This is a genomic window from Maridesulfovibrio salinus (assembly GCF_055394525.1).
Genome location: NZ_AP042461.1, coordinates 1,561,432 through 1,581,483, shown reverse-complemented (window position 1 = coordinate 1,581,483; position 20,052 = coordinate 1,561,432). Strand labels below are relative to the sequence as shown.

Annotated in this window: 16 protein-coding genes; 9 read left to right on the top strand and 7 right to left on the bottom strand. The window is 48.3% G+C overall.

Annotated elements, in window-relative coordinates; genetic code table 11:
* The first annotated feature begins 75 nt into the window (after nt 1-75).
* On the top strand, nt 76-2,589 hold the full coding sequence (locus tag ACZ5PW_RS07005; RefSeq protein WP_464559286.1) for a TIGR03960 family B12-binding radical SAM protein: 2,514 nt from the start codon (nt 76-78) through the stop codon (nt 2,587-2,589).
* Between the two features lie 298 nt (nt 2,590-2,887).
* Here ACZ5PW_RS07005 and ACZ5PW_RS07000 read toward each other — a convergent pair whose 3' ends face one another.
* The 3 genes from ACZ5PW_RS07000 to ACZ5PW_RS06990 form a co-directional block, all read right to left on the bottom strand.
* Nucleotides 2,888-4,075 (bottom strand): aminotransferase-like domain-containing protein, encoded by a 1,188-nt coding sequence (locus ACZ5PW_RS07000; protein WP_464559284.1) that lies wholly within the window; start codon nt 4,073-4,075, stop codon nt 2,888-2,890.
* Nucleotides 4,076-4,404: 329 nt separating this feature from the next.
* Nucleotides 4,405-6,402 carry an ATP-binding protein gene (locus ACZ5PW_RS06995; protein ID WP_464559282.1) on the bottom strand — a complete coding sequence of 666 codons (1,998 nt, stop codon included), beginning with the start codon at nt 6,400-6,402 and terminating at the stop codon, nt 4,405-4,407.
* A 175-nt stretch (nt 6,403-6,577) separates the two neighbouring features.
* Nucleotides 6,578-6,922: a DVU0772 family protein gene (locus ACZ5PW_RS06990; RefSeq protein WP_464559280.1), complete on the bottom strand. Its 345-nt coding sequence runs from the start codon at nt 6,920-6,922 to the stop codon at nt 6,578-6,580.
* Nucleotides 6,923-7,091: 169 nt separating this feature from the next.
* Here ACZ5PW_RS06990 and ACZ5PW_RS06985 point away from each other — a divergent pair, with 169 nt between their 5' ends.
* Complete coding sequence (locus ACZ5PW_RS06985) at nt 7,092-7,721, top strand: YigZ family protein (protein WP_464559278.1); 630 nt, start codon at nt 7,092-7,094, stop codon at nt 7,719-7,721.
* Nucleotides 7,722-7,805: 84 nt separating this feature from the next.
* On the opposite strand, the gene ACZ5PW_RS06980 is transcribed toward ACZ5PW_RS06985, so the two are convergent.
* From ACZ5PW_RS06980 to ACZ5PW_RS06970, 3 genes are all read right to left on the bottom strand, one after another.
* Nucleotides 7,806-8,159, bottom strand: a complete 354-nt coding sequence (locus tag ACZ5PW_RS06980) for a hypothetical protein (RefSeq protein ID WP_464559276.1) — start codon at nt 8,157-8,159, stop codon at nt 7,806-7,808.
* Nucleotides 8,160-8,165: 6 nt separating this feature from the next.
* Complete coding sequence (locus tag ACZ5PW_RS06975; RefSeq protein WP_464559274.1) at nt 8,166-8,771, bottom strand: DUF8043 domain-containing protein; 606 nt, start codon at nt 8,769-8,771, stop codon at nt 8,166-8,168.
* 82 nt (nt 8,772-8,853) lie between these two features.
* Nucleotides 8,854-10,401 carry a glycosyltransferase family 9 protein gene (locus ACZ5PW_RS06970; RefSeq protein WP_464559272.1) on the bottom strand — a complete coding sequence of 516 codons (1,548 nt, stop codon included), beginning with the start codon at nt 10,399-10,401 and terminating at the stop codon, nt 8,854-8,856.
* A gap of 340 nt (nt 10,402-10,741) precedes the next feature.
* On the opposite strand from ACZ5PW_RS06970, the gene acs reads away from it, so the two are divergent.
* On the top strand, nt 10,742-12,727 hold the full coding sequence (acs, locus tag ACZ5PW_RS06965; RefSeq protein WP_464559270.1) for an acetate--CoA ligase: 1,986 nt from the start codon (nt 10,742-10,744) through the stop codon (nt 12,725-12,727).
* Between the two features lie 166 nt (nt 12,728-12,893).
* Here acs and ACZ5PW_RS06960 read toward each other — a convergent pair whose 3' ends face one another.
* Nucleotides 12,894-13,337, bottom strand: a complete 444-nt coding sequence (locus tag ACZ5PW_RS06960) for a hypothetical protein (RefSeq protein WP_464559268.1) — start codon at nt 13,335-13,337, stop codon at nt 12,894-12,896.
* A 262-nt stretch (nt 13,338-13,599) separates the two neighbouring features.
* Between ACZ5PW_RS06960 and ACZ5PW_RS06955 the strand changes: the two genes are divergently transcribed.
* The 6 genes from ACZ5PW_RS06955 (at nt 13,600) to ACZ5PW_RS06930 (ending at nt 20,030) form a co-directional block, all read left to right on the top strand.
* Nucleotides 13,600-15,195, top strand: coding sequence for an ABC transporter substrate-binding protein (locus tag ACZ5PW_RS06955; protein ID WP_464559266.1), 1,596 nt, complete (start codon nt 13,600-13,602; stop codon nt 15,193-15,195).
* Between the two features lie 103 nt (nt 15,196-15,298).
* Nucleotides 15,299-16,273: an ABC transporter permease gene (locus ACZ5PW_RS06950; RefSeq protein WP_464559264.1), complete on the top strand. Its 975-nt coding sequence runs from the start codon at nt 15,299-15,301 to the stop codon at nt 16,271-16,273.
* Nucleotides 16,274-17,200 carry an ABC transporter permease gene (locus tag ACZ5PW_RS06945; protein ID WP_464559262.1) on the top strand — a complete coding sequence of 309 codons (927 nt, stop codon included), beginning with the start codon at nt 16,274-16,276 and terminating at the stop codon, nt 17,198-17,200.
* Nucleotides 17,201-17,202: 2 nt separating this feature from the next.
* Nucleotides 17,203-18,171, top strand: coding sequence for an ABC transporter ATP-binding protein (locus tag ACZ5PW_RS06940; protein ID WP_464559260.1), 969 nt, complete (start codon nt 17,203-17,205; stop codon nt 18,169-18,171).
* 12 nt (nt 18,172-18,183) lie between these two features.
* On the top strand, nt 18,184-19,197 hold the full coding sequence (locus ACZ5PW_RS06935) for an ABC transporter ATP-binding protein (protein WP_464559258.1): 1,014 nt from the start codon (nt 18,184-18,186) through the stop codon (nt 19,195-19,197).
* A 125-nt stretch (nt 19,198-19,322) separates the two neighbouring features.
* Nucleotides 19,323-20,030 carry a tetratricopeptide repeat protein gene (locus tag ACZ5PW_RS06930; protein ID WP_464559256.1) on the top strand — a complete coding sequence of 236 codons (708 nt, stop codon included), beginning with the start codon at nt 19,323-19,325 and terminating at the stop codon, nt 20,028-20,030.
* The last annotated feature ends 22 nt before the right edge of the window (nt 20,031-20,052 follow it).

The window sequence follows — 20,052 nt, the reverse complement described above, 5'->3', positions numbered from 1 at the left end:
CCGGAGGCCAATTTAAAAACAGCACCAGACACCGCTTTCCATCAACATTTAATAAATAATTTCAGGGTGTAACTTTTGAAAAAGCTGCTTCCACTCCTGCCCCGGCCTACCCGCTATCTTGGTTCTGAATGGGGTACGGTTCATAAGGACCCCAATAAGGTCCGCGCGCACATTGCCGTAGGTTTTCCCGATCTTTACGAAATCGGAATGTCTTATCTCGGACAGAAAATTCTGTATGAAATTGTGAACAAACGTGAAGATTTCTACGCTGAGAGAGCTTATGTTCCCTGCGAGGAGACCGCTGCAATAATGCGCGATCACGGGGAGCTGCTGGCCACAATGGAAAGCGACACCCCCTTGAAGGATGTCGATGCTCTCGGCATAAGTCTTACGCATGAGCTGTGCTATACTAACGTACTATACATGCTTGACTTGTCGGGAATCCCCCTGAAATCCAAAGATCGTGACGATAATTCACCCCTGGTAATTGGCGGCGGGGGAGCATGTTTCAATGCCGAACCAGTAGCTGATTTTTTTGACGTGATGATGCTCGGGGACGGGGAAGAAGCGATCATCGATGTCATGGAAGTAATAGCAGATTGCAAAGAAAAAGGACTGGGCAGAAAAGCCCGTCTGGAAGCTCTCTCAGAACTACCCGGCATATATATTCCCGAATTTTTCGACCCAAAAAATCCCGGCGACTTCTTCGTGGAAAAAGCTGTAGTTCAAGACTTCGAGCCCATACCTTTTCCCAAGGACCAGATACTTCCTTACGGTCAGGCTATTCACGACCGCCTGACCATGGAAATAGCACGCGGCTGCACTCGCGGATGCCGCTTCTGCCAGGCCGGAATAATCTACCGCCCTGTCCGGGAACGTACTCCTGAAACCCTCACCGAAACCCTGATGGAAAGTCTGGACCGGACCGGCTACGAAGAGACTTCCTTTCTCTCGCTCAGTACCGGAGACTACTCCGCACTGGACACTCTTTTTGCCAAAAGTTTCGATTACTGCGCGGCAGAACAGATTTCTATTTCCCTGCCTTCCCTGCGGGTGGGATCGCTTTCCAATCCTATCATGGAACGCATATCCACAATCCGCCGCACCGGGGCAACACTGGCTCCCGAAGCAGGCAGCCAGCGCATGCGGGATGTGATCAATAAAGGAATCACCGAAGACGCCCTGCTTGAGCACGCCCTGATGCTTTATAACAACGGCTGGCAGAACATAAAACTCTATTTCATGATTGGTCTGCCAACTGAGACTTACGAAGACCTTGATGCAATTCTGGATCTTTGCATCAAAGTCCGTGACGTTGCAGGCAGACATATTAAGAAGCTCAATATCACCGCCGCGGTATCGCCTTTCGTACCCAAGCCGCACACCCCATTTCAGTGGGAACGACAGATCTCTCTTGATGAAATTTATGAACGTCTCGACTACATGCGTGAAAAGTTTGATAAACAGAAACGTATCAAACTGAAATCACATATCCCGAGAATGACTTTTCTCGAAGGGATCTTTTCAAGAGGCGACCGCAGACTGTGTCCGGTTGTCGAAAAAGCATATGAAAGAGGCGCTCTCTTCTCCAGTTGGAAAGACCACCTAAACCTTGAGCCCTATCTCGATGCCATGAAGGAAGAAGGGCTTGATCCCGAGGAATTCACGGGTGAGCGAGATCTTGAAGCACGCCTACCGTGGGATCACCTTTCATGCGGGGTCAGCAAGAAGTTCCTTCTTACCGAGCGTAACCGCAGCCAAGCCGAAAAGATTACCCCTGACTGCCGTTACAACACCTGCCGTAACTGCGGTGTATGTGAATTTGAAGGCCGCAAATCCCTTTTAAAGAAGCAGGCTGCAGAGAAGGAAATCCGTCCTCGCATGGTCTTCAAGGACCGCGACCAGACCGGGGAAATTCCTCCTTTTGTTCAGGAAGAAAAACCGGATCTTGGAGCCAAGGGTAGTCATTTCCGGCTCTGGTACACGAAAACCGGAACCACGGCCTACCTATCTCAACTGGATTTCCAGCCGGTGGTTGAAAGGGCCATGAGAAGGGCCGGGCTTCCACTTACTTTCTCGCAGGGGTTTCATCCCATGCCCCGTATGTCTTTCGGACGCGCGCTCCCGGTCGGAGTGGAAAGTCTCAAAGAATGGATGAACATTATGCTTCGCACTGAAATATCCGCACAGGAACTTATCGACCGAATCAATCCGCAGATGCCGATCGGCATCAAGGTAGTCGGGGCCGATCCTTTGAACCTATCCAAAAAACAGGCTCATCCGCAGATAGAGGAATTCACCTTGACTTTTACCTGCTCTGACGAAGACAGGGAAGACAAACTCCAAAGGCTAAGAGAGTTTGCCGAGTCCGAAACCTATATCGTTTCCCATACAACCAAGAAAAAAGTGAAGGAAAAGGACATCCGCCCCACTTTGATTAGATTCGAGGAGATTAACGAGCGGACAATCAAACTAGGTTTCGACTGGTCGGGAATGTACATGAGCCCGGTAAAAATGATAGCGGCCATCTGCCCGGATACGACCTTGCTGGATTACGACCTGATCAAGACTGATCAGCGTTTTGAATAGCTGAGAACACTGCCATATAGGACAGGAAAAGTCTGGAAACCGAGTTTTGAACCAGCTTAACTGGATTTTACAATAATACAATATTCGAAGGCCCTGCTGATGAAATCAGCAGAGCCTCTTTATTAGTTCCAGCAATTGAACCCGTAGGTAAAAGGTAATAATATTAACACGTCCAGTTACCCTGATCTCAAGTAAAGAGAAACAAAAATCTGAACCGGATGCACATCCAGAAACATGAAATGTACACCACATCATCAACCAACTGTCTTACCTGCGGTTGTAGGACTTCCGAATAAAACTACTTTGCGAGAAAACTTTTTATGCCCTCGCCAAGGCGCTTGATTCCTTCCTTGATTCGCTCTTCATCGGAATTGGAAAAGTTCAAGCGGAAAGTATTCTCTCCGGTTCCGTCAACATAGAATGGACGGCCCGGCACAAACGCGACCTTGTTCTTGATCGCCTCGTCAAAAAGATCCATGGAGGACATACCTTCCGGCAGAGTCACCCAAAGAAACATTCCACCTTCAGGACGGGTAACCGCGACTTCTTCGGGAAAATATTTTTCAATAGCCTCTACCATCACCTCTCGCTGGCTCCCGTATCTACCACGTATTTTTTCAATATGATCATCAAGGGAAAAATCTGTGACATAGCGGTGAATAACCCTCTGGGCAAACGTGCTGGTGTGCAGATCCGAAGCCTGCTTGGCGATAATCATCTTATCACGCATTTCACCTGGACAGACCATCCATCCAAGGCGAAATCCGGGAGCGGCAACCTTGGAAAAGGAACCGAGCAGAACACCGTTATCCTCCAGATATCCACGGACAAGAGGCTTATGGAAATCTCCCATGAAACGAAGTTCTCCATAGGGATCGTCTTCAACAAAAAGAATATCCCTTCCACGCAGAATATCAGCTACACCTTTGCGTTTTTCAGCACTGTAGGTAAGCCCGGACGGATTCTGGAAATTAGTTACAGCATAAAACATTCTGGCTTCATTGCTATCGAGAACCTTTTCCAACTCATCAAGATCAGGACCGTCATTTTCCAGTCCCACGGTAAGAAAATTAGCCTGAAACATTGAAAAGGACTGTATTGCTCCGAGATAACCGGGCCGTTCAAGCACTACATTATCACCGGAATTGAGGAAGACTTTTCCCAAAAGATCGAGACACTGCTGAGAACCTGAAGTAATGAGGATTTCATCAGCATCCACATCAATTCCTTTCTTCTGCTTATAGCGGTCTGCGATGTACTGGCGCAGTGGCTGAAAACCTTCTGTAGTGGAATACTGCATGGACTGAGGTCCGGTTTCCTGCATAACTTTCACTGCCGCGGTTTCAAGATCCGCCACCGGGAAAAGCTCAGGGTTGGGTAAACCGCCCGCAAAAGAAATTATTGACTGATCCTCTGTAACTTTGAGGATTTCACGAATAAAGGACCTATGGACAGTGGCCATACGATCAGCGAATTGTACAGGCATCAGAGCCTCCTTCATGGGGTATTGTGAAACCGCAATCAAAAGCATGCAGTTGTCCGTTCCGTCAGGTAGAAAGACCGGACAGGATTGGCGGCAGAGATTGCTTTGTCTGGAATTACAGCTTTGTAAAAAGAAAATTCGCAAAGCTGTTTTTACTGAAGTTCAACGTTGAAGGAATAAAAGCCTACTCATTTTCGTTCAGAAGGCAAGTAACAAAATTATTTTTGTGGAGCGGTACAGTTGCAGCTTATTGAAAAGAACACTGAACACCAGCATTCAGTATAGTACCAGATACATACAAACTGCTTTGGGAAATAACTGATCTCTAAAGGCTATCCCTCTCCAGACACCTTTCTAAGAGCTTTGACAAGCTGTTCTTTCATGACCGGCTTGGCAATATAAGAATCAGCTCCGGCTTTCATGAATTTTTCCTCATCGCCAAGCATGGAATAGGCGGTCATAGCTATGATGGGAATATTGCGGTTCCGCTCTCCGGCATCACCGCTCCGAATCGCATGGATTGCCGTGACTCCATCCATAACAGGCATCTGTATATCCATCAGGACAACATCCAGTTCATTCTGCTCAAGAATTTCAAGCGCCTGGGCGCCCTGTTCAGCGACCATTACGGAATATCCGACCTGCTTGAGTATTCCTGAAGTCGCCATCTGGGTGATCCTGTCATCATCCACAAAAAGAATCCTTAAATTACGGTCCACGGAATTTTCGTCCGGGCATGAGTCGAGTTTGATCTTATCAGACAATCCAAACGGAAGAGTTACAACAAAAGTGGAACCGACCCCTTCTTCACTTTCAACGACAATGTCCCCGCCATGAAGTTCCACAAGACGCTTGCATATGGACAGCCCTAATCCCGCGCCTTGAAATTTTTTTGTGTAACTACTTTCAAGCTGGGTGAAAGGTTCAAACAGGTTCTCCACCATATCTTCGGGAATCCCCACCCCACTATCGGCTACAGAAAATCTGACTTCGCACATATTATCTTTCCCCGATCCTCCGGGGGCCACCTCTACAGATACAAATCCTGAATCCGTAAATTTGATGGCGTTGCCAACCAGATTACTCAGGATCTGCTGCAGTCTGGTTTCATCCCCTTCAAGAACTTGGGGCAGATCAGGATCTACATAACTTCTCAGATCGATCCCTTTCTGTTGTGCAGCTCCTGAAAACAGCTGACGCAGGCCTTCCAGCACCTCTGGCAAATCAAAAGGCTCTGACCTTAAGGTCATTTTTCCCGCTTCAACACGGCTTAAATCAAGAATATCCCCCAAGAGACAGTTAAGCCGTCTGCTGGACTGCAAAGCGCATTCGGTAAACTCAAGCTGCTCGGGACTTTTCAGGCTGCCTTCCAATAACTGCAGCATTCCTACTATGCCATTGATCGGAGTCCTTATTTCATGACTCATATTTGCCAGAAACTCAGACTTGGCCCGGCTGGCGGCTTCAGCTTTTTCCTTATTTTTAACCAGTGCAATCTCCATTACTTTACGGCCGATAGCGTCAACAGCGGTGGAGGCCATCTGTTTGAGCACCTCCAGGTCAAAATCCGAATAGTCGCACTTCTTACCCGCAACCCCCATTACGGCGTATGATCTTCCATTATATACGATCGGTGTCGCAATCTTCCGGATAAAATCGCCCTGAACCGCACCGGAATCATCCGGGTTGCAGACTATTGAACAATCCTTTCCCAGACATTCAGCCCAGAAATCTTCATGAACAAGCCCTCCATTAAGTTCATTCACGCAATATCTGGCCAGAATACCGCTTTCCTGCTCCCATCCTTCAATGGAAATGTTACGCTCCGGAATTTCAGTCAATTTAAGGAAAGAAGCGGAACTGGAAGTCAACCGTTCAACCTCTTCGAGAGTGCGGACTGCAATATCTTCAAATGAATGGAAATCACTGTATTCACGAAGCTTAAGGCGGGCCCTTAAAAGACTCTCAGTACGCTTGCGATCAGTGGTGTCTATACCGACAGCCTGGAATTTATAAGCAACTCCATTCTCGTCAAAAAAGGCACGGTTAGTCCACTCGTGCCAGCAGATTTCTCCTTGGCAAAGAACCTCATGGACATGCCGCTGCACCGGATTATCGACCGTAAGCGACATATACCGATTGCGGACATGCTCAACATTTTCTTCAGGAATGAAATCCAGAAAACGCCTGCCAAGCAACTCTTCCCTCTTAGCATTGAAAAAAGAACAATAGGCCTCGTTTACATAAGTCAGCGTGCTATCCGCTAAGAACTCGCAAATCATTGCCGGGAGCTGCTCCACAATAGATTCATATCTCTCTTTTCCGGTCATTTTCAACTCCTGAGAAGCAATTTTAAACATCCTGGCACCTTATAATCAGCGCCGCTCATTATACCTCACAGTGAGAATTACTGTCCAGAAAGTAAACATGATTACAAAATACAAATGGGGAGGCAGACCGGGCTAGTCTGCCTCCCCATAGGGTTAGATGATAAGGAGATGGGAGCTAATTGTTCATTTGTGTTTCGATCCAATCTCTTACTTCGTCGTTGATCGGATAGTTACCCTTCAGCCCGCCAACAGATTCCCTGAATCTTTCGGCGATGTCCCTGGGCAGTTCAATGCTCAAAAGTTCTCGGGCTTCTTCCGAGTTTCTGCGGACAAAAATAATTCTTGGCTTATCGTCCCACATATAAACTGTGAAATAATTTGTATAGTCACTCTTGGAAGTTACTGGGGTAAACTTTGAATCCCAAGGGTGGTTCCCCCACTCCAGATACAGAGTTACTGCGTCTTCAGGGGTCATATCCCAATCAATATCCCAATTCTTATAATCTCTGAGGCTACCCATTTTAGTCTCCTTATTTATCTAATTTAGCTCCTTACTCCTTTAACCTTGATTAAATAGTAACAATTACTATTAGGATGTCAAGAATAAATCTTCTATTTTTTTTGGAGGTGCGTTAATAAAATAGATACATTTTACCACTTAAAAAATATCCAGAATATCAAGCACAAACATGTCCAACAAAGCTTACCCGGTCCCCCGCGAAAGAGTACGAACAGAAGAAATCATAAAAAAAAGCCGTTTCATTTGTGATATCTGCCCAGTCAGAGATAAAGATGAAGCTAAAGATTTCATTCAGGCAGTTAAAAAGGAATTTCCTGATGCCCGCCATCACTGTTCTGCATTCATCGCAGGACCTCCGCAGACAGGCGATATGGGCATGAGTGATGACGGAGAACCTCAGGGAACAGCAGGCAAACCGATGTTGCAGGTTCTTCAGGGGAGCGGCCTGGGAGATATAGCGGTTGTTGTTACCCGCTATTTCGGAGGGATAAAGCTTGGGACAGGAGGATTGGTCCGGGCGTATTCGGGAGCTGTTCAACAGGGGCTGGAAGTACTTGATGTGGTAATGAAAGTTCCCATGCGCCGCATTAACGTTGAGATATGTTACGCTCAGGAAGGAATGCTGCGGAGAATGCTGCCTGACTATTCAGCCGAAATCGAAGAACAGGACTTTGGAACGGATATTCTTTTTTCCCTGCTTATGCCTTCTGACTTCATCGACAAATTCTGTGCTGACATTGTCGAGCAGAGTAACGGAAGTGCTGAACTTATTGTCGAACCAGAAGATATCTGGAGATAAAAAGCGCACCCAAGCCAAAGGCTCAGGTGCGCAATTTGTACCGTTCTCACGAAAAGGAGAGTCTTTTCCGCCTTTCCGTGTTGATCAGCCGACTTTGTGAATATACCGGCTCTGTGAAAGGGGAGTGCCGCGAACGGCCCTGCCGTACCCCTTGAACCTGGTATTTTCCTGTTTCACTCTGTTGATATCCTGCTTGAGGGTAGCCTGAAGCTTTTTGGCTTCGCTGGTCAGATGCCCCTGCAGACTTTTAAGTTTATTCAACTTGTCCAGAATCTGGTCCAGACTGACACTTTCTTTGGTTTCAAGTGCCTGACTGGTAAGGAACCCCCTCCTTTCTGCCGCCTCAAAGGCTTCATCGACCTCCCCGGCCATAAGGTAATTGAGTTCTTCGTGTCCTATTTCCAGCGCCTGATCAAGAAGATGCAAGGTTTCAGCCATAATTATCTACCTCTTGGCAGCCCCCCTGATATCCTCACGGATGGTGGAGATGACAGTCTTCCATTTTTCAACGGAAGGCAAAAATTCATATTCAAGCAAATCAGCCAGCAGAATCCAGTCCTCGTTTTCCTGAACTTCGGTCATTTCAGTAAACAGGCTGGAAAAATCTTCTACAACTTTTTCAAAATCAACATTCTTTTTAAGTGAGAACTGCTCGCGGAGAATGCCCACCATACCAAGAAAATCGCGGGTTACATCAAGCAGATCCTGATAGAGTTCCAGAGCTTCGGCATCATCGGCCTGCCTGAAAAGTTCAGCTACCTGCTTTCCGCCTCCGGCCATGATATTTACTACTTTATAAAGCTCAAGAGTGATGGCTCCAGCCATTTCAACAGCGGAAGAACTCTTGATCTCAAGAGTATCAATCTCGGAAGTTTCAATATCTTCAGACTGGTTGGGGTAAATTTCGCTGAAAGGCTCATCATTGACCAGAACATCGGTTACGATGCGGTCATCAAGCTGACCACTGCTCATGACTTTTTCAAAAATTTGTTCCAGATTTTCAAAGCTGCTGATATCGAGATCAGTCTTGTTTCCATCGATAACGATCATTTGACTCTCCTCCTAAATTAGGTACGTAAAAATTTCCGGCTAGTCCGGTACGCACTTAATCATACAAAAGTCATGCCAAAGATCATTTAAGGGCCGCTGATAATGCGCTGACAAGTCCGGTGTATCTTTTAAGCTGATGCAAAAGACTTTCCATGGACTCCTGTCCCCGGGACTCCAGCTCCCACAGCGAAGAAAGGACAGACAACTCACTGCAGGATGAAAGAATATCCTGAATTTTCTGGAAATTGGCCAGAAATTTGATTTTCATCTTTTCCATTGGATCTGCCTGCAGGAGCATAGCCTGTTTACTAAGCAGAAAGAGAAAATTCCGGCATTCCGAAAGCGGACCGGAAAGTCTGGAAATAAATTCAACGGACAGGCTGAAATCACCCGGCTGAAAATCGGAAAGATCTTCCCCGTCAAGAAAACGACGGTAAACCTCCCGCTGCAGTGAGATCCATTTGAACCTGTCAGTCTCATCATGCCCGGAAAGCGAGGACAGGGCCATGAATCCCATTGAATCCCTTCCGGTAAGATAAATACGTGCTCCGCAATCCTTCTGAAGGCCCCACTCTCCTTTTTCTATGAAAGAATGTATCTCCTGAAAAACGGCTTCGGAGCTTATCTGGTACCGGCATTCGTTTTCCCTGTCACATTCAACCCCGAAAGGACATGGATGACAAGGAAGGTCCGGTTCAAAACAGACTGAATTTTCGCTCGCTGGCCCGGTATCCCACGGTTGGGCCGTAGCCAGAAAAACAGCCGCAACCGGTGTTCCTGATCCGGAAGCAAGGTGCATAGTTCCAGTATCATTCGTCACCAGCAGATCAAGTCTGCGCAACACAGCAGAAAGTTCCGGCAGAGCGGTACGCCCCATCAGATTCAGATGTGGAAAGTCACCCCCCTCGGTAATTCTTAATCCCAGTTCCTGCTCATCTTCTGTTCCCAGCAGAACAGGAACCCTTTTAAGTTCTTTCCAGATTTTATCACCAAGCTCACGGAAACGGGCAACAGGCCATCGGCGCCGATCCTCACTGGCTCCCGGCTGAAAACCAATAAATCCCTCAGCTCCTTTTACAGGATTCTCAAGCAGTTTAAGGGCCTTAATACGCTCCTCCGGGGCAGGGTCAGCGAGATGAAATTCTGCCGGCCTATCTATTCCTGCGACACGGCTGAATAAATCAACCACATTAAAAGGGCTTGCCCCACGGCTTGCGGATGCCATCTGCAGAAATCCGGCCCACTGAGTGGTGTCAGCGTTGAACCCGAAACTGTCCATGGCAAACCCACGCACTTCGCACTCCCTGCCCAGACGCAAGGCAAGAAGCCTTGCCGACACAGAAGGAGTCAGATTCACAACCAGATCAGGCGGGAAAGCCTTTTCAACTTCAGTACAAAAAGCTTCATAAGTACGCAGGGCATCTCGCCAGTCCCGGTCAAGAGAAGCAAGTATAGAGGCTCCGGGCAGAGAGAAAGTGCCCCGGATATCACGCATAAGCCGGGTGGTTCCCGCAAAATTATTAAGACATATTATCCCTGTATCATATCCTTGAGAATTCAACGCCGTAACAACGGGCTGGGTTTGAAGAAGATCTCCGAATCTTGTCAGATTGACAACAACTGCTTTCATGATGTGCATATCTCCGGCGGAAGGATGAAAATCAGATCAGGCCTCGCCTTAACTGTTCATTTAAACATTACTTTAATGGATATAGCGCAACTATACAGGCAACGGCAACAACAGCAAACGGTAACTTTTATAGATGAACGGGCGATAGTATCCGCCAAACGGTTTTGAGTTTCCATCCATGATTTTCTTTCACCGTTTATCGAAAAGGATGTGCACCTCCAACAAAAAATAGGTATAAACATATCAACCGGTCAGAAAAACGGCCTTGCCGTACCTCAAGCCGCCGGAACCTTTTTCTGCACAATCCAGGCACATCAAACACCTTCCAGGAGGCCAGCACATGACTGAAGAACAAAAAATACAAAGCCTTTCCAAAGAAAACAGGATCTTCAACCCTCCGACCAACGTACCTACCGCGTGCGTAAAGAGCCTTGAAGAATATAAAGAGATTTATGACCGCTCCATAAATGACATGGAAGGATTCTGGGCCGAACGCGCGGATGAGCTCCTTACCTGGGATAAAAAATGGGACACTGTCCTCGACTACGATTTCGACAAGCCCGAGATCAAATGGTTTGAAGGCGGCAAGCTTAACGCATCCGCAAACTGCCTCGACCGCCACATTGAAAACGGCCGCCGCAACAAGGCTGCACTTATCTGGCAGGGAGAGGAAGACCATGAAGTGAAGGTATACACCTATGACATGCTTCACCGGGAAGTGTGCCGCTTTGCAAATGTACTCAAAAAAATGGGTGTTCAGAAAGGCGACCGGGTATCCATCTACCTTCCGATGATTCCCGAACTGGCTATTGCCATGCTGGCCTGCACCAGAATCGGCGCGCCCCACTCCATAATTTTCGCCGGATTCAGCTCAAACAGCCTGCGTGACCGCATCAATGACTGTGGAGCCAAAGTTCATATCACTGGAGACGGTGTTCTGCGTGGGGGCCGTGCAATCCCTCTCAAACCCAATACCGATGAAGCGCTCAAAGAGTGCCCCTCGGTTGAACAGTGTGTTGTTGTCCCCAGAGCCGGAAACGATATTGAAATGGTTGAAGGGCGTGACAGACTCTGGGAAGAGCTGATGTCCGATCCTGAGATTACCGACAACTGCCCCTACGAGCTGATGGATTCCGAAGATCCGCTTTTCATCCTCTACACCTCCGGCAGCACCGGTAAGCCAAAGGGAGTTTTCCACACCACCGGCGGATACATGACTTATGCCGCGCACACCTGCCAGTGGGTTTTCGATCTCAAGGATGATGATGTTCACTGGTGTACCGCGGACATCGGCTGGGTAACCGGACATTCCTACATTGTATACGGTCCTTTGGCGCTCGGCGCGACAAGTATCATGTTCGAATCAGTACCCACCTATCCGGACCCGGCAAGATTCTGGCAGGTCTGCGAGAAGTTCAGGGTAAACATTTTCTACACCGCCCCTACCGCCATCCGTGCACTCATGCGCGAAGGGGATAAATGGACCAAGAAATACGACCTTTCCTCTTTGCGCATTCTCGGAACAGTTGGTGAGCCCATCAACCCCGAAGCGTGGATGTGGTATCATGAGAATATCGGTGCTGAAAAACTGCCCATCATTGATACCTGGTGGCAGACCGAGACAGGCGGACACATTCTTTCCCCGCTGCCCTATGCCACCCCGCTCAAGCCCGGCTCCGCAACCCTTCCGCTGCCCGGTATTGACGCGGCCATTGTGGATCGGCACGGCGATGAAGTCGGTCCCAATGAGGGCGGCTTCCTGGTCATCAGAAAACCATGGCCCGGAATGTTGCGTGGAGTCTGGGGGAATCAGGAACGCTTCAAACAGCAGTACTTTGCAGGATTCCCCGGAACTTACGAATCCGGAGACGGTGCGCGCAGAGATGCAGACGGCTACTTCTGGATCATGGGCCGGGTGGATGATGTAATCAACGTCTCCGGGCACAGACTCGGAACCGCGGAGATCGAATCCGCTCTGGTTTCGCATCCGGCAGTATCCGAGGCAGCGGTTGTCGGCATGCCCCACGAGGTTAAAGGTCAGTCAATCTACGCTTATGTAACCCTCAAGGCTGAATTTGATGAAGATGATGATCTCATCAAGGAACTGCGCACCCATGTCCGCAAGGAAATCGGGCCTCTGGCTTCTCCCGAAGTCATCCAGTTCGCTCCCGGACTGCCCAAAACAAGAAGCGGCAAAATCATGCGCCGGATTCTGCGCAAGATCGTGGAAGGCGACACTTCTAACCTCGGTGACACCTCGACACTTGCTGATCCTTCAGTAGTGACCGACCTCATCGAAGGATACGAAGAAATAATGAATCCTTAAGTATACAATTGGCTGTCTCGGAGTCTTCCGGTCCCAAAGGACCGGAAGGCAGTCCGGCAGCCGGGAAGATACCGGATCAGACCGGGATTCCCTTGCAGTTTCACTCTCTTGATGGAAGGTGGCAACAGAAGCTGTGAGAGGTTTCCCGGTCTTTCTTATTGCCTTTCTACCATTCGAAAAAAGGCGGTCCGTCTTCAGTTACACTCAGGTTTATAATTTTATATGCATCACGCAAATCCTCTCCGGGACGCTTGATGTTTATGACTATTGAAGATTCCCCGATAGTGACCGTAGTAAACTTAAACCTCCAGCGGCCGAAATCTCCGCTCATTGCAGAATCATCTTTAAGGATCCGGAACTTATCCAGCTGGACAACCTCAGGATCAAAAGTGACCCCGTCAAACTCATAGCCGCTGGAGCCAGGGTTTCGCATTTCGAAGGCAACTTCCTCTCCGGGCATCAGGATAAGTTCCATATCGTGGAGACCGTCCAGATCATACTCGGCTACTGAATCGGCAAAGGGGTTAATGGACGCGCAACCGGAAAGAATTACAGTCACGAAAAGTAAAAAAGAGACACATGCAACTGAATAATATTTCTTGTTTTTCATTTTTACAGCATTTTTTTGCGTCAAAATTGACACCCGTGTTTATAAATAATTTTTAAGCAACTATTTCAAGACTTTATAAATTTGTGAAAAACACAAATCAAGTGTAATAATAATGGTCGCGCACGGCAAGGGGAAGCTGTGCGTATTGATGGGTAAAAAAACCCGTTATCATAATTGTTTAGACGCTTTTATTTCAGGACGGACCTGAAATTTGCGTTTGGTACTTTTTATCACAGTATTTACCTTTCCAAGGAGTGTGAGGATGAAACGTTCATTACTGTTTCTTGCGCTAGTAGTTACTCTTGCCCTCGGCCTGGCCGGATGCAGCGCGGAAAAGAAGGAAGAGGCCCCTGCCAAAAAGGAAACCGCTGCCAGCGAGAAAACCCTTAAACTGGCCATGGACGCCGACCCTGTCTCTCTTGACCCTCATGTACAGCTTTCCGGCGGCATGCTTCAATACTCCCACATGGTATTCGACCCCCTCGTACGCTGGGCGAAAGACGGTTCCTTCGAACCCCGCCTTGCTGAATCCTGGGAACGTATCGATGACAAGACCATGCGCTTTCACCTGCGTAAAGGTGTCAAATTTCACAGCGGGAACCCTTTCACCGCTGAAGATGTAGTCTGGACCATTGAACGTCTGAAGAAGAGTGCCGACTACAAAGGACTTTTCGAGCCTTTCGCTCCCGCAAAGGTTGTTGACGCAAATACTGTCGACATCATCACCAAGGAGCCATACGGTCTTCTGCTGAACATGGCCACCTACATTTTCCCCATGGATAGAAAATTCTACTCCGGTAACGATGAAAACGGTAATCCCAAAGACGCCATCGTTAAGACCGGCCCCTCTTTTGCCAACGTGAACGAATCCGGAACCGGTAAGTACATTGTTGCCGAGCGTGAACAGGGTGTTCGTGTAGTTTTCAAAGCTTTCCCCGAATACTGGGACAAGGCCGGTAACGTAGACACTATTATCCTGACCCCCATTAAAAACGATGCTACCCGTGTTGCTGCCCTGCTGTCCGGTGACGTAGACTTCATCATGCCTGTTCCGCCTCAGGACCTTAAGCGCGTGGAGTCCACCGAAGGTCTGCAGCTCATCACCATGTCCGGCTCCCGCATCATCACTTTCCAGCTCAACCAGAAGCGCCAGAAGCCCTTCCAGGATCCCAGAGTCCGTCAGGCTATCGTTTACGCTACCGACAACACCGGTATCGTTGAAAAAGTCATGAAAGGTTTCGCAACTGTTGCCTGTCAGCAGGGCCCCGAAGGTTTCGCCGGTTACAATGCTGAACTCAAGCCCCGCTATGACCTTGAAAAGGCAAAGCAGCTGATGAAGGAAGCAGGATACGAAGAAGGCTTTGAGTGCACCATGATCGCACCCAACAACCGTTACGTTAACGATGAGAAAATTGCTGAAGCTTTCGTTTCCATGCTTGGCAAAATCGGTATCAAGGTTAACCTGAAGACCATGCCCAAGGCTCAGTACTGGGATCAGTTCGATGCCAAGGTTGCCGATATCCAGATGATCGGCTGGCATCCTGACACCGAAGACTCTGCCAACTACACTGAATTCCTGCTCATGTGCATCAACACTGAAACCGGTTACGGTCAGTACAACAGCGGAACCTACTGCAACCCGGAAGTTGACGCCCTGGTAATTCAGTCCCAGACTGAAACCGATCTCACCAAGCGAAACGCCATGCTGCAGAAAGTTGAAAAAATCCTTTACGATGAAGCCGCATTTGTTCCCCTGCATTGGCAGAACCTGTCCTGGGCATCCAAGGACGGTATGAACACCGAAGAAATCGTCAACGTACAGAACTTCCCCTACTTTGGTGACTTGATTATCAAATAGAGGAAATCCTTGAAGATATAACAAAAACAAAGGGAACTCCAATGTGGGGTTCCCTTTGCCATGTTAAGAGGCTGACCATTGTCCGTCTGGAGAAAAATAGAAAATGTTTGCATTCATAGTTCGAAGGGTCGCACAGGCGATCATCGTAATGCTGATAATCAGCTTCATAGGCTTTGCCATCAAGCAGAGCTTCGGTGATCCGGTAAGGGAAATTACCGGTGTATCCGTTTCAGCGGCTGAGAGGGAAAAGATAAGGGAAGAACTTGGCCTGAACGATCCTTTCATGGTCCAGTTCGGACGTTTTATGCAGGGTGCTGTCAAGGGTGATATCGGCAGGTCCTTCTTTTATAAAAAATCAGCCCTTGAAGTTATTCTCAGCAAAGCACCAGCCACACTTGAGCTGGTTATCTGTTCCGCCATTATTATTGTTATTTTTTCGGTTCCGCTGGGAATCTACTCGGCAATCCGGCCCAAGGCACTTTTTTCGCGCTTTGTTATGGGCGGGTCAATTGTAGGTGTATCAATACCCGTTTTTTTAACAGCTATTTTAATGATTTATATATTTTCAGTTGAACTGCACTGGTTGCCGTCCTACGGGCGAGGGGAAACCGTGAATATCGGCGGATGGCGCACCGGATTCCTTACAGCTGACGGCTGGCTGCACCTTATTATGCCCGCTCTGGCACTGTCTTCCATCATGCTCCCACTTTTCATTCGACTCATTCGCTCGGAAATGATGGAAGTCCTCGAAAATGATTACATCAAATACGCATGGGCCAAAGGGCTGACCCCCAAAAGAGTCTGGATTGTACATGCATTCAAAAACACCCTGCTTCCGGTCATCACGGTCGGCGGTGTTCAGCTCGGAACCATGATAGCATTCACCATCCTGACCGAAACCGTATTCCAGTGGCAGGGCATGGGCTTCATGTTCATTGAAGCGGTGGAGCGCGGGGACGCCCCGCTGATGGTTGCCTACCTAGTAGTGGTCGGGCTTATTTTCGTTGTTGTTAACACCGTGGTTGATGTCATTTACGGACTCGTCAACCCGCAGGTCAGAATTACGGGGCAAAAATAAATGAGAACCAGATCACGCTGGCAGAGATTCAAGGAATCTTATTTTCTGCACGATTTTCTGCACGACAAGGTTGCTCTAACAAGCTTCTGTATTCTGGTCGTGCTTTTGTTCATGGGTTTTGCTGCGCCGCTCATCGCGCCTTTCAATCCATACGATGCTCATAACATAAATATAATGGACGCTGAGATCCCACCCGTCTGGATGGACGGTGGAAACAGTGATTTCATCCTCGGCACTGATGCCCAGGGACGAGATCTTTTCTCAACCATGCTGTACGGCATGAGAGTTTCCCTGATCATCGGTTTCGGCGCTGTGGCCCTGCAGGCCTTCCTTGGCATCATGACAGGTCTTGTTGCAGGTTTCATGGGCAAAAGGGTTGAATCAATCCTGATGCGTATCGCTGATGTTCAGCTTTCCTTTTCCACCTACATGGTCGCAATCTTCATCTCCGCCATCTTTCAGGCGGCTTTCGGTGTGGCCAAGTATGAAGAGATTGCCGTTCCTCTGCTGATTCTTATCATCGGTTTTGCAGAATGGCCGCAATACGCAAGGACTGTCCGTGCTTCGGTTTTAGCTGAAAAGAAAAAGGAATATGTTGAAGCCGCTAGGGTTATCGGATTTTCACAGAAAAGGATCATGTTGCGCCATGTGCTACCCAACACCCTTTCACCGGTATTCGTTATTTCCACCATTCAGGTTGCAAACGCAATCATGAGTGAGGCGGCTCTGTCCTTTGTAGGACTTGGCATGCCTGTAACCCAGCCCTCTCTGGGATCACTCATCAACGTGGGTTTTGAGTACATATTCAGTGGTTCATGGTGGATAACCATGTTTCCGGGAATCGTGCTCGTATTGCTTATTCTGGTCATCAACCTGCTTGGAGACTGGCTTAGAGACTTCCTCAACCCCAAACTGTACAAGGGATAAAAATGCAACCGCTTCTTGATGTAAACAACTTGAGTGTTGAGTTTGCATTGCGTCAGGGTCCCCTTGAGGCAGTGCGAAATGTCAGCTTCACCCTGAATAAAGGTGAAAGGCTGGGGCTTGTAGGAGAATCCGGAGCAGGTAAATCCGTTACCGGTTTTTCAATTATCAACCTGATATCCAAGCCGGGTTATATTTCCAATGGTTCGATCATGTTCGAAGGGCAGGATCTTGCAAAAGTTCCATTTGAGAAAATGCGCGGCATCCGCGGTAACCGTATCTCTATGATCTTTCAGGACCCCATGATGACCCTTAACCCGGTTCTCACCGTGGGAACCCAGATGGTTGAAACGGTTCTGGCCCACATGAATGTCACCCGTAAGGAAGCCGAAGAGATCGCTCTTGAAAAACTTAGAAAGGTCTACATTCCCTCTCCGAGCAAGCGTCTGGATCAGTACCCGCATGAATTCTCCGGAGGTATGCGCCAGCGTATCGTAATTGCCATTTCACTGCTGACCAATCCGGCTCTGATCATTGCGGATGAGCCTACAACGGCTCTGGACGTTACCATTCAGGCCGAGATTATGGACCTTCTGCTTGAGCTCTGTGAAACCGAAAACATGGGCCTTATACTGATCACCCATGACCTTGCGGTTGTTTCCGAGGTAACCCAGCGTATCGCCGTTATGTACGCGGGCGGGATAGTTGAAACAGGATCTACGAAACAGGTAACGGAGGCTCCCGGGCACCCTTACACCCGTGGTCTTATCGCAGCCCTTCCCCAGACCGGGGGAGCCGGAGACCGTCTGACTCAGATTCCCGGAGCCATGCCCTCATTGATGAACATGCCTGCAGGATGCCCTTTCCATCCCAGATGCGAACACTGTACGGACATCTGTAAACAGGAGCGTCCGCCTCTTATAGAAAATAACTCCGGCATTCTGGTGGCCTGCCATCACGCCGACAAAATATAACCGGGATTAGTCATGCAAACCGATTCCCTTCTGAAAATTGAAAATCTGGTCAAACATTTCGACATTTCCGGCGGACTGCTTGACCAGTTGAAAATGGAAAACGGACGCATCACACGCAGGCACACCTTGGTCAAAGCTGTCAACAGCGTCAGTTTTGAAATAAGAAAAGGTGAAACGCTGAGCGTGGTAGGCGAATCCGGTTGCGGTAAATCAACACTTGCCCGAACGGTCATGGGCCTATATCCGCCCAACTCCGGGGAAGTCCATTACGCCGGGGAGCGGATAGACAACCTTTCCGCAACCCAGATGCTTCCATACCGCAGAAAAATGCAGATGGTTTTTCAGGACCCTTATGCATCCCTCAATCCGCGCATGACAGTACGTCAGATTATTGAGGAGCCGATCTATTTCCACAACAAAGGCATTTCCCGTGGAGATGCCAAAACCAAGCTGCACGATGTAATGCGCAGTGTGGGAATGGACCCGGAATGGGCAGACAACTACCCCCATGAATTTTCCGGCGGTCAACGCCAGCGCATCAGCATTGCCCGTGCTCTGGCTGTGGAACCTGAATTCATTGTAGCGGATGAACCGATCGCGGCTCTTGATGTATCCATTCAGGCCCAGATTCTGAACCTGCTCATGGATGCTCAGCAGGACCTTGGTCTGACCTATCTCTTTATCAGCCACGACCTCTCCGTGGTGGAGCACATAAGCACCCGTGTAGCGGTTATGTACCTTGGCTGCCTGTGCGAACTTGCTCCGGCGAAGGAAATGTTTGCCAATCCGCAGCATCCTTATACAAAAGCGCTGCTTTCGGCTATCCCGACTCTCGGCGGCGAAAAGAAAAAACATATTCACCTTTCCGGTGATGTGCCCACACCTATCAACCTGCCCTCAGGATGTGTATTCCACGGTCGCTGCTCACACGCGAACGACCGCTGCCGGGAAGAAATTCCCATGGCCCGGGATGTGGGAACAGACCGCCTTTGCGCATGCCATGCAGTTGAGGAAGGCAGATTATAATTTTGTAATGACAATCGATTTCTAATCGACAAAAAACTGAAGCCCGTTTATAAATAACGGGCTTTTTTTATAATTTATCAATTGATGTCGGGGGAGAAATGAATCAGTTGGCGAAGGGGACGTCTATGGCAAACTTGACTCAGGTTATGGGGATTTACTCTAAAAACATCAAAGACCACACCGGAACAGGCTCGACAATGCAGAGCCGTGAAACAAAGACTTATTATTACGTTTCAAGATCTGCCGATGAATACAACGTGCAGCCGCTCAACATGAAGAGTATTCCGTCCGGAATGTTTTCAACCATGAGCAGGGATGAATTCATCGCATCTTTCACACCTGAAATTGATTACTATCTCAACCATCCTCTTCCAGAGCTGGAACTGCTGAAAGAAAGACTTGCTGCAGGCACTGACAATTTTGAACCGGACTCCGAACACGAGAAGGTCCAGATATTGATGAAAGCTTTTCTGATGGAACCCAACAAAAATAATATAGACCTTTCCAGCCCGTTGGCTCATGCGCGACTTCTGGAGATAGTCGAGACTCTAAGCAACCAAAGTCCCGAATTTATCGAAGAAAAAAGACAAGAATTCAACTCAGCCGCAATCTCCCTTCGGAAACAGAAGCTTTATGAGGAAGCAATCAACTTCTATAGCAAAGCACTTGAGCTGAGCGAAGACGAGAACCTGCATTTTAATATTGCACGGGCATACTTCGAAATCGGAGAAAACGCAGAAGCTTTGATGCATCTGGACAAAGCCATTGATTTAGACTCTGAGCTGAAAACTGCCCATCAATTCAAAAAATACATTATGAAAAAAAGCAAATAAGGACTGCTGTGACAAAAATAAT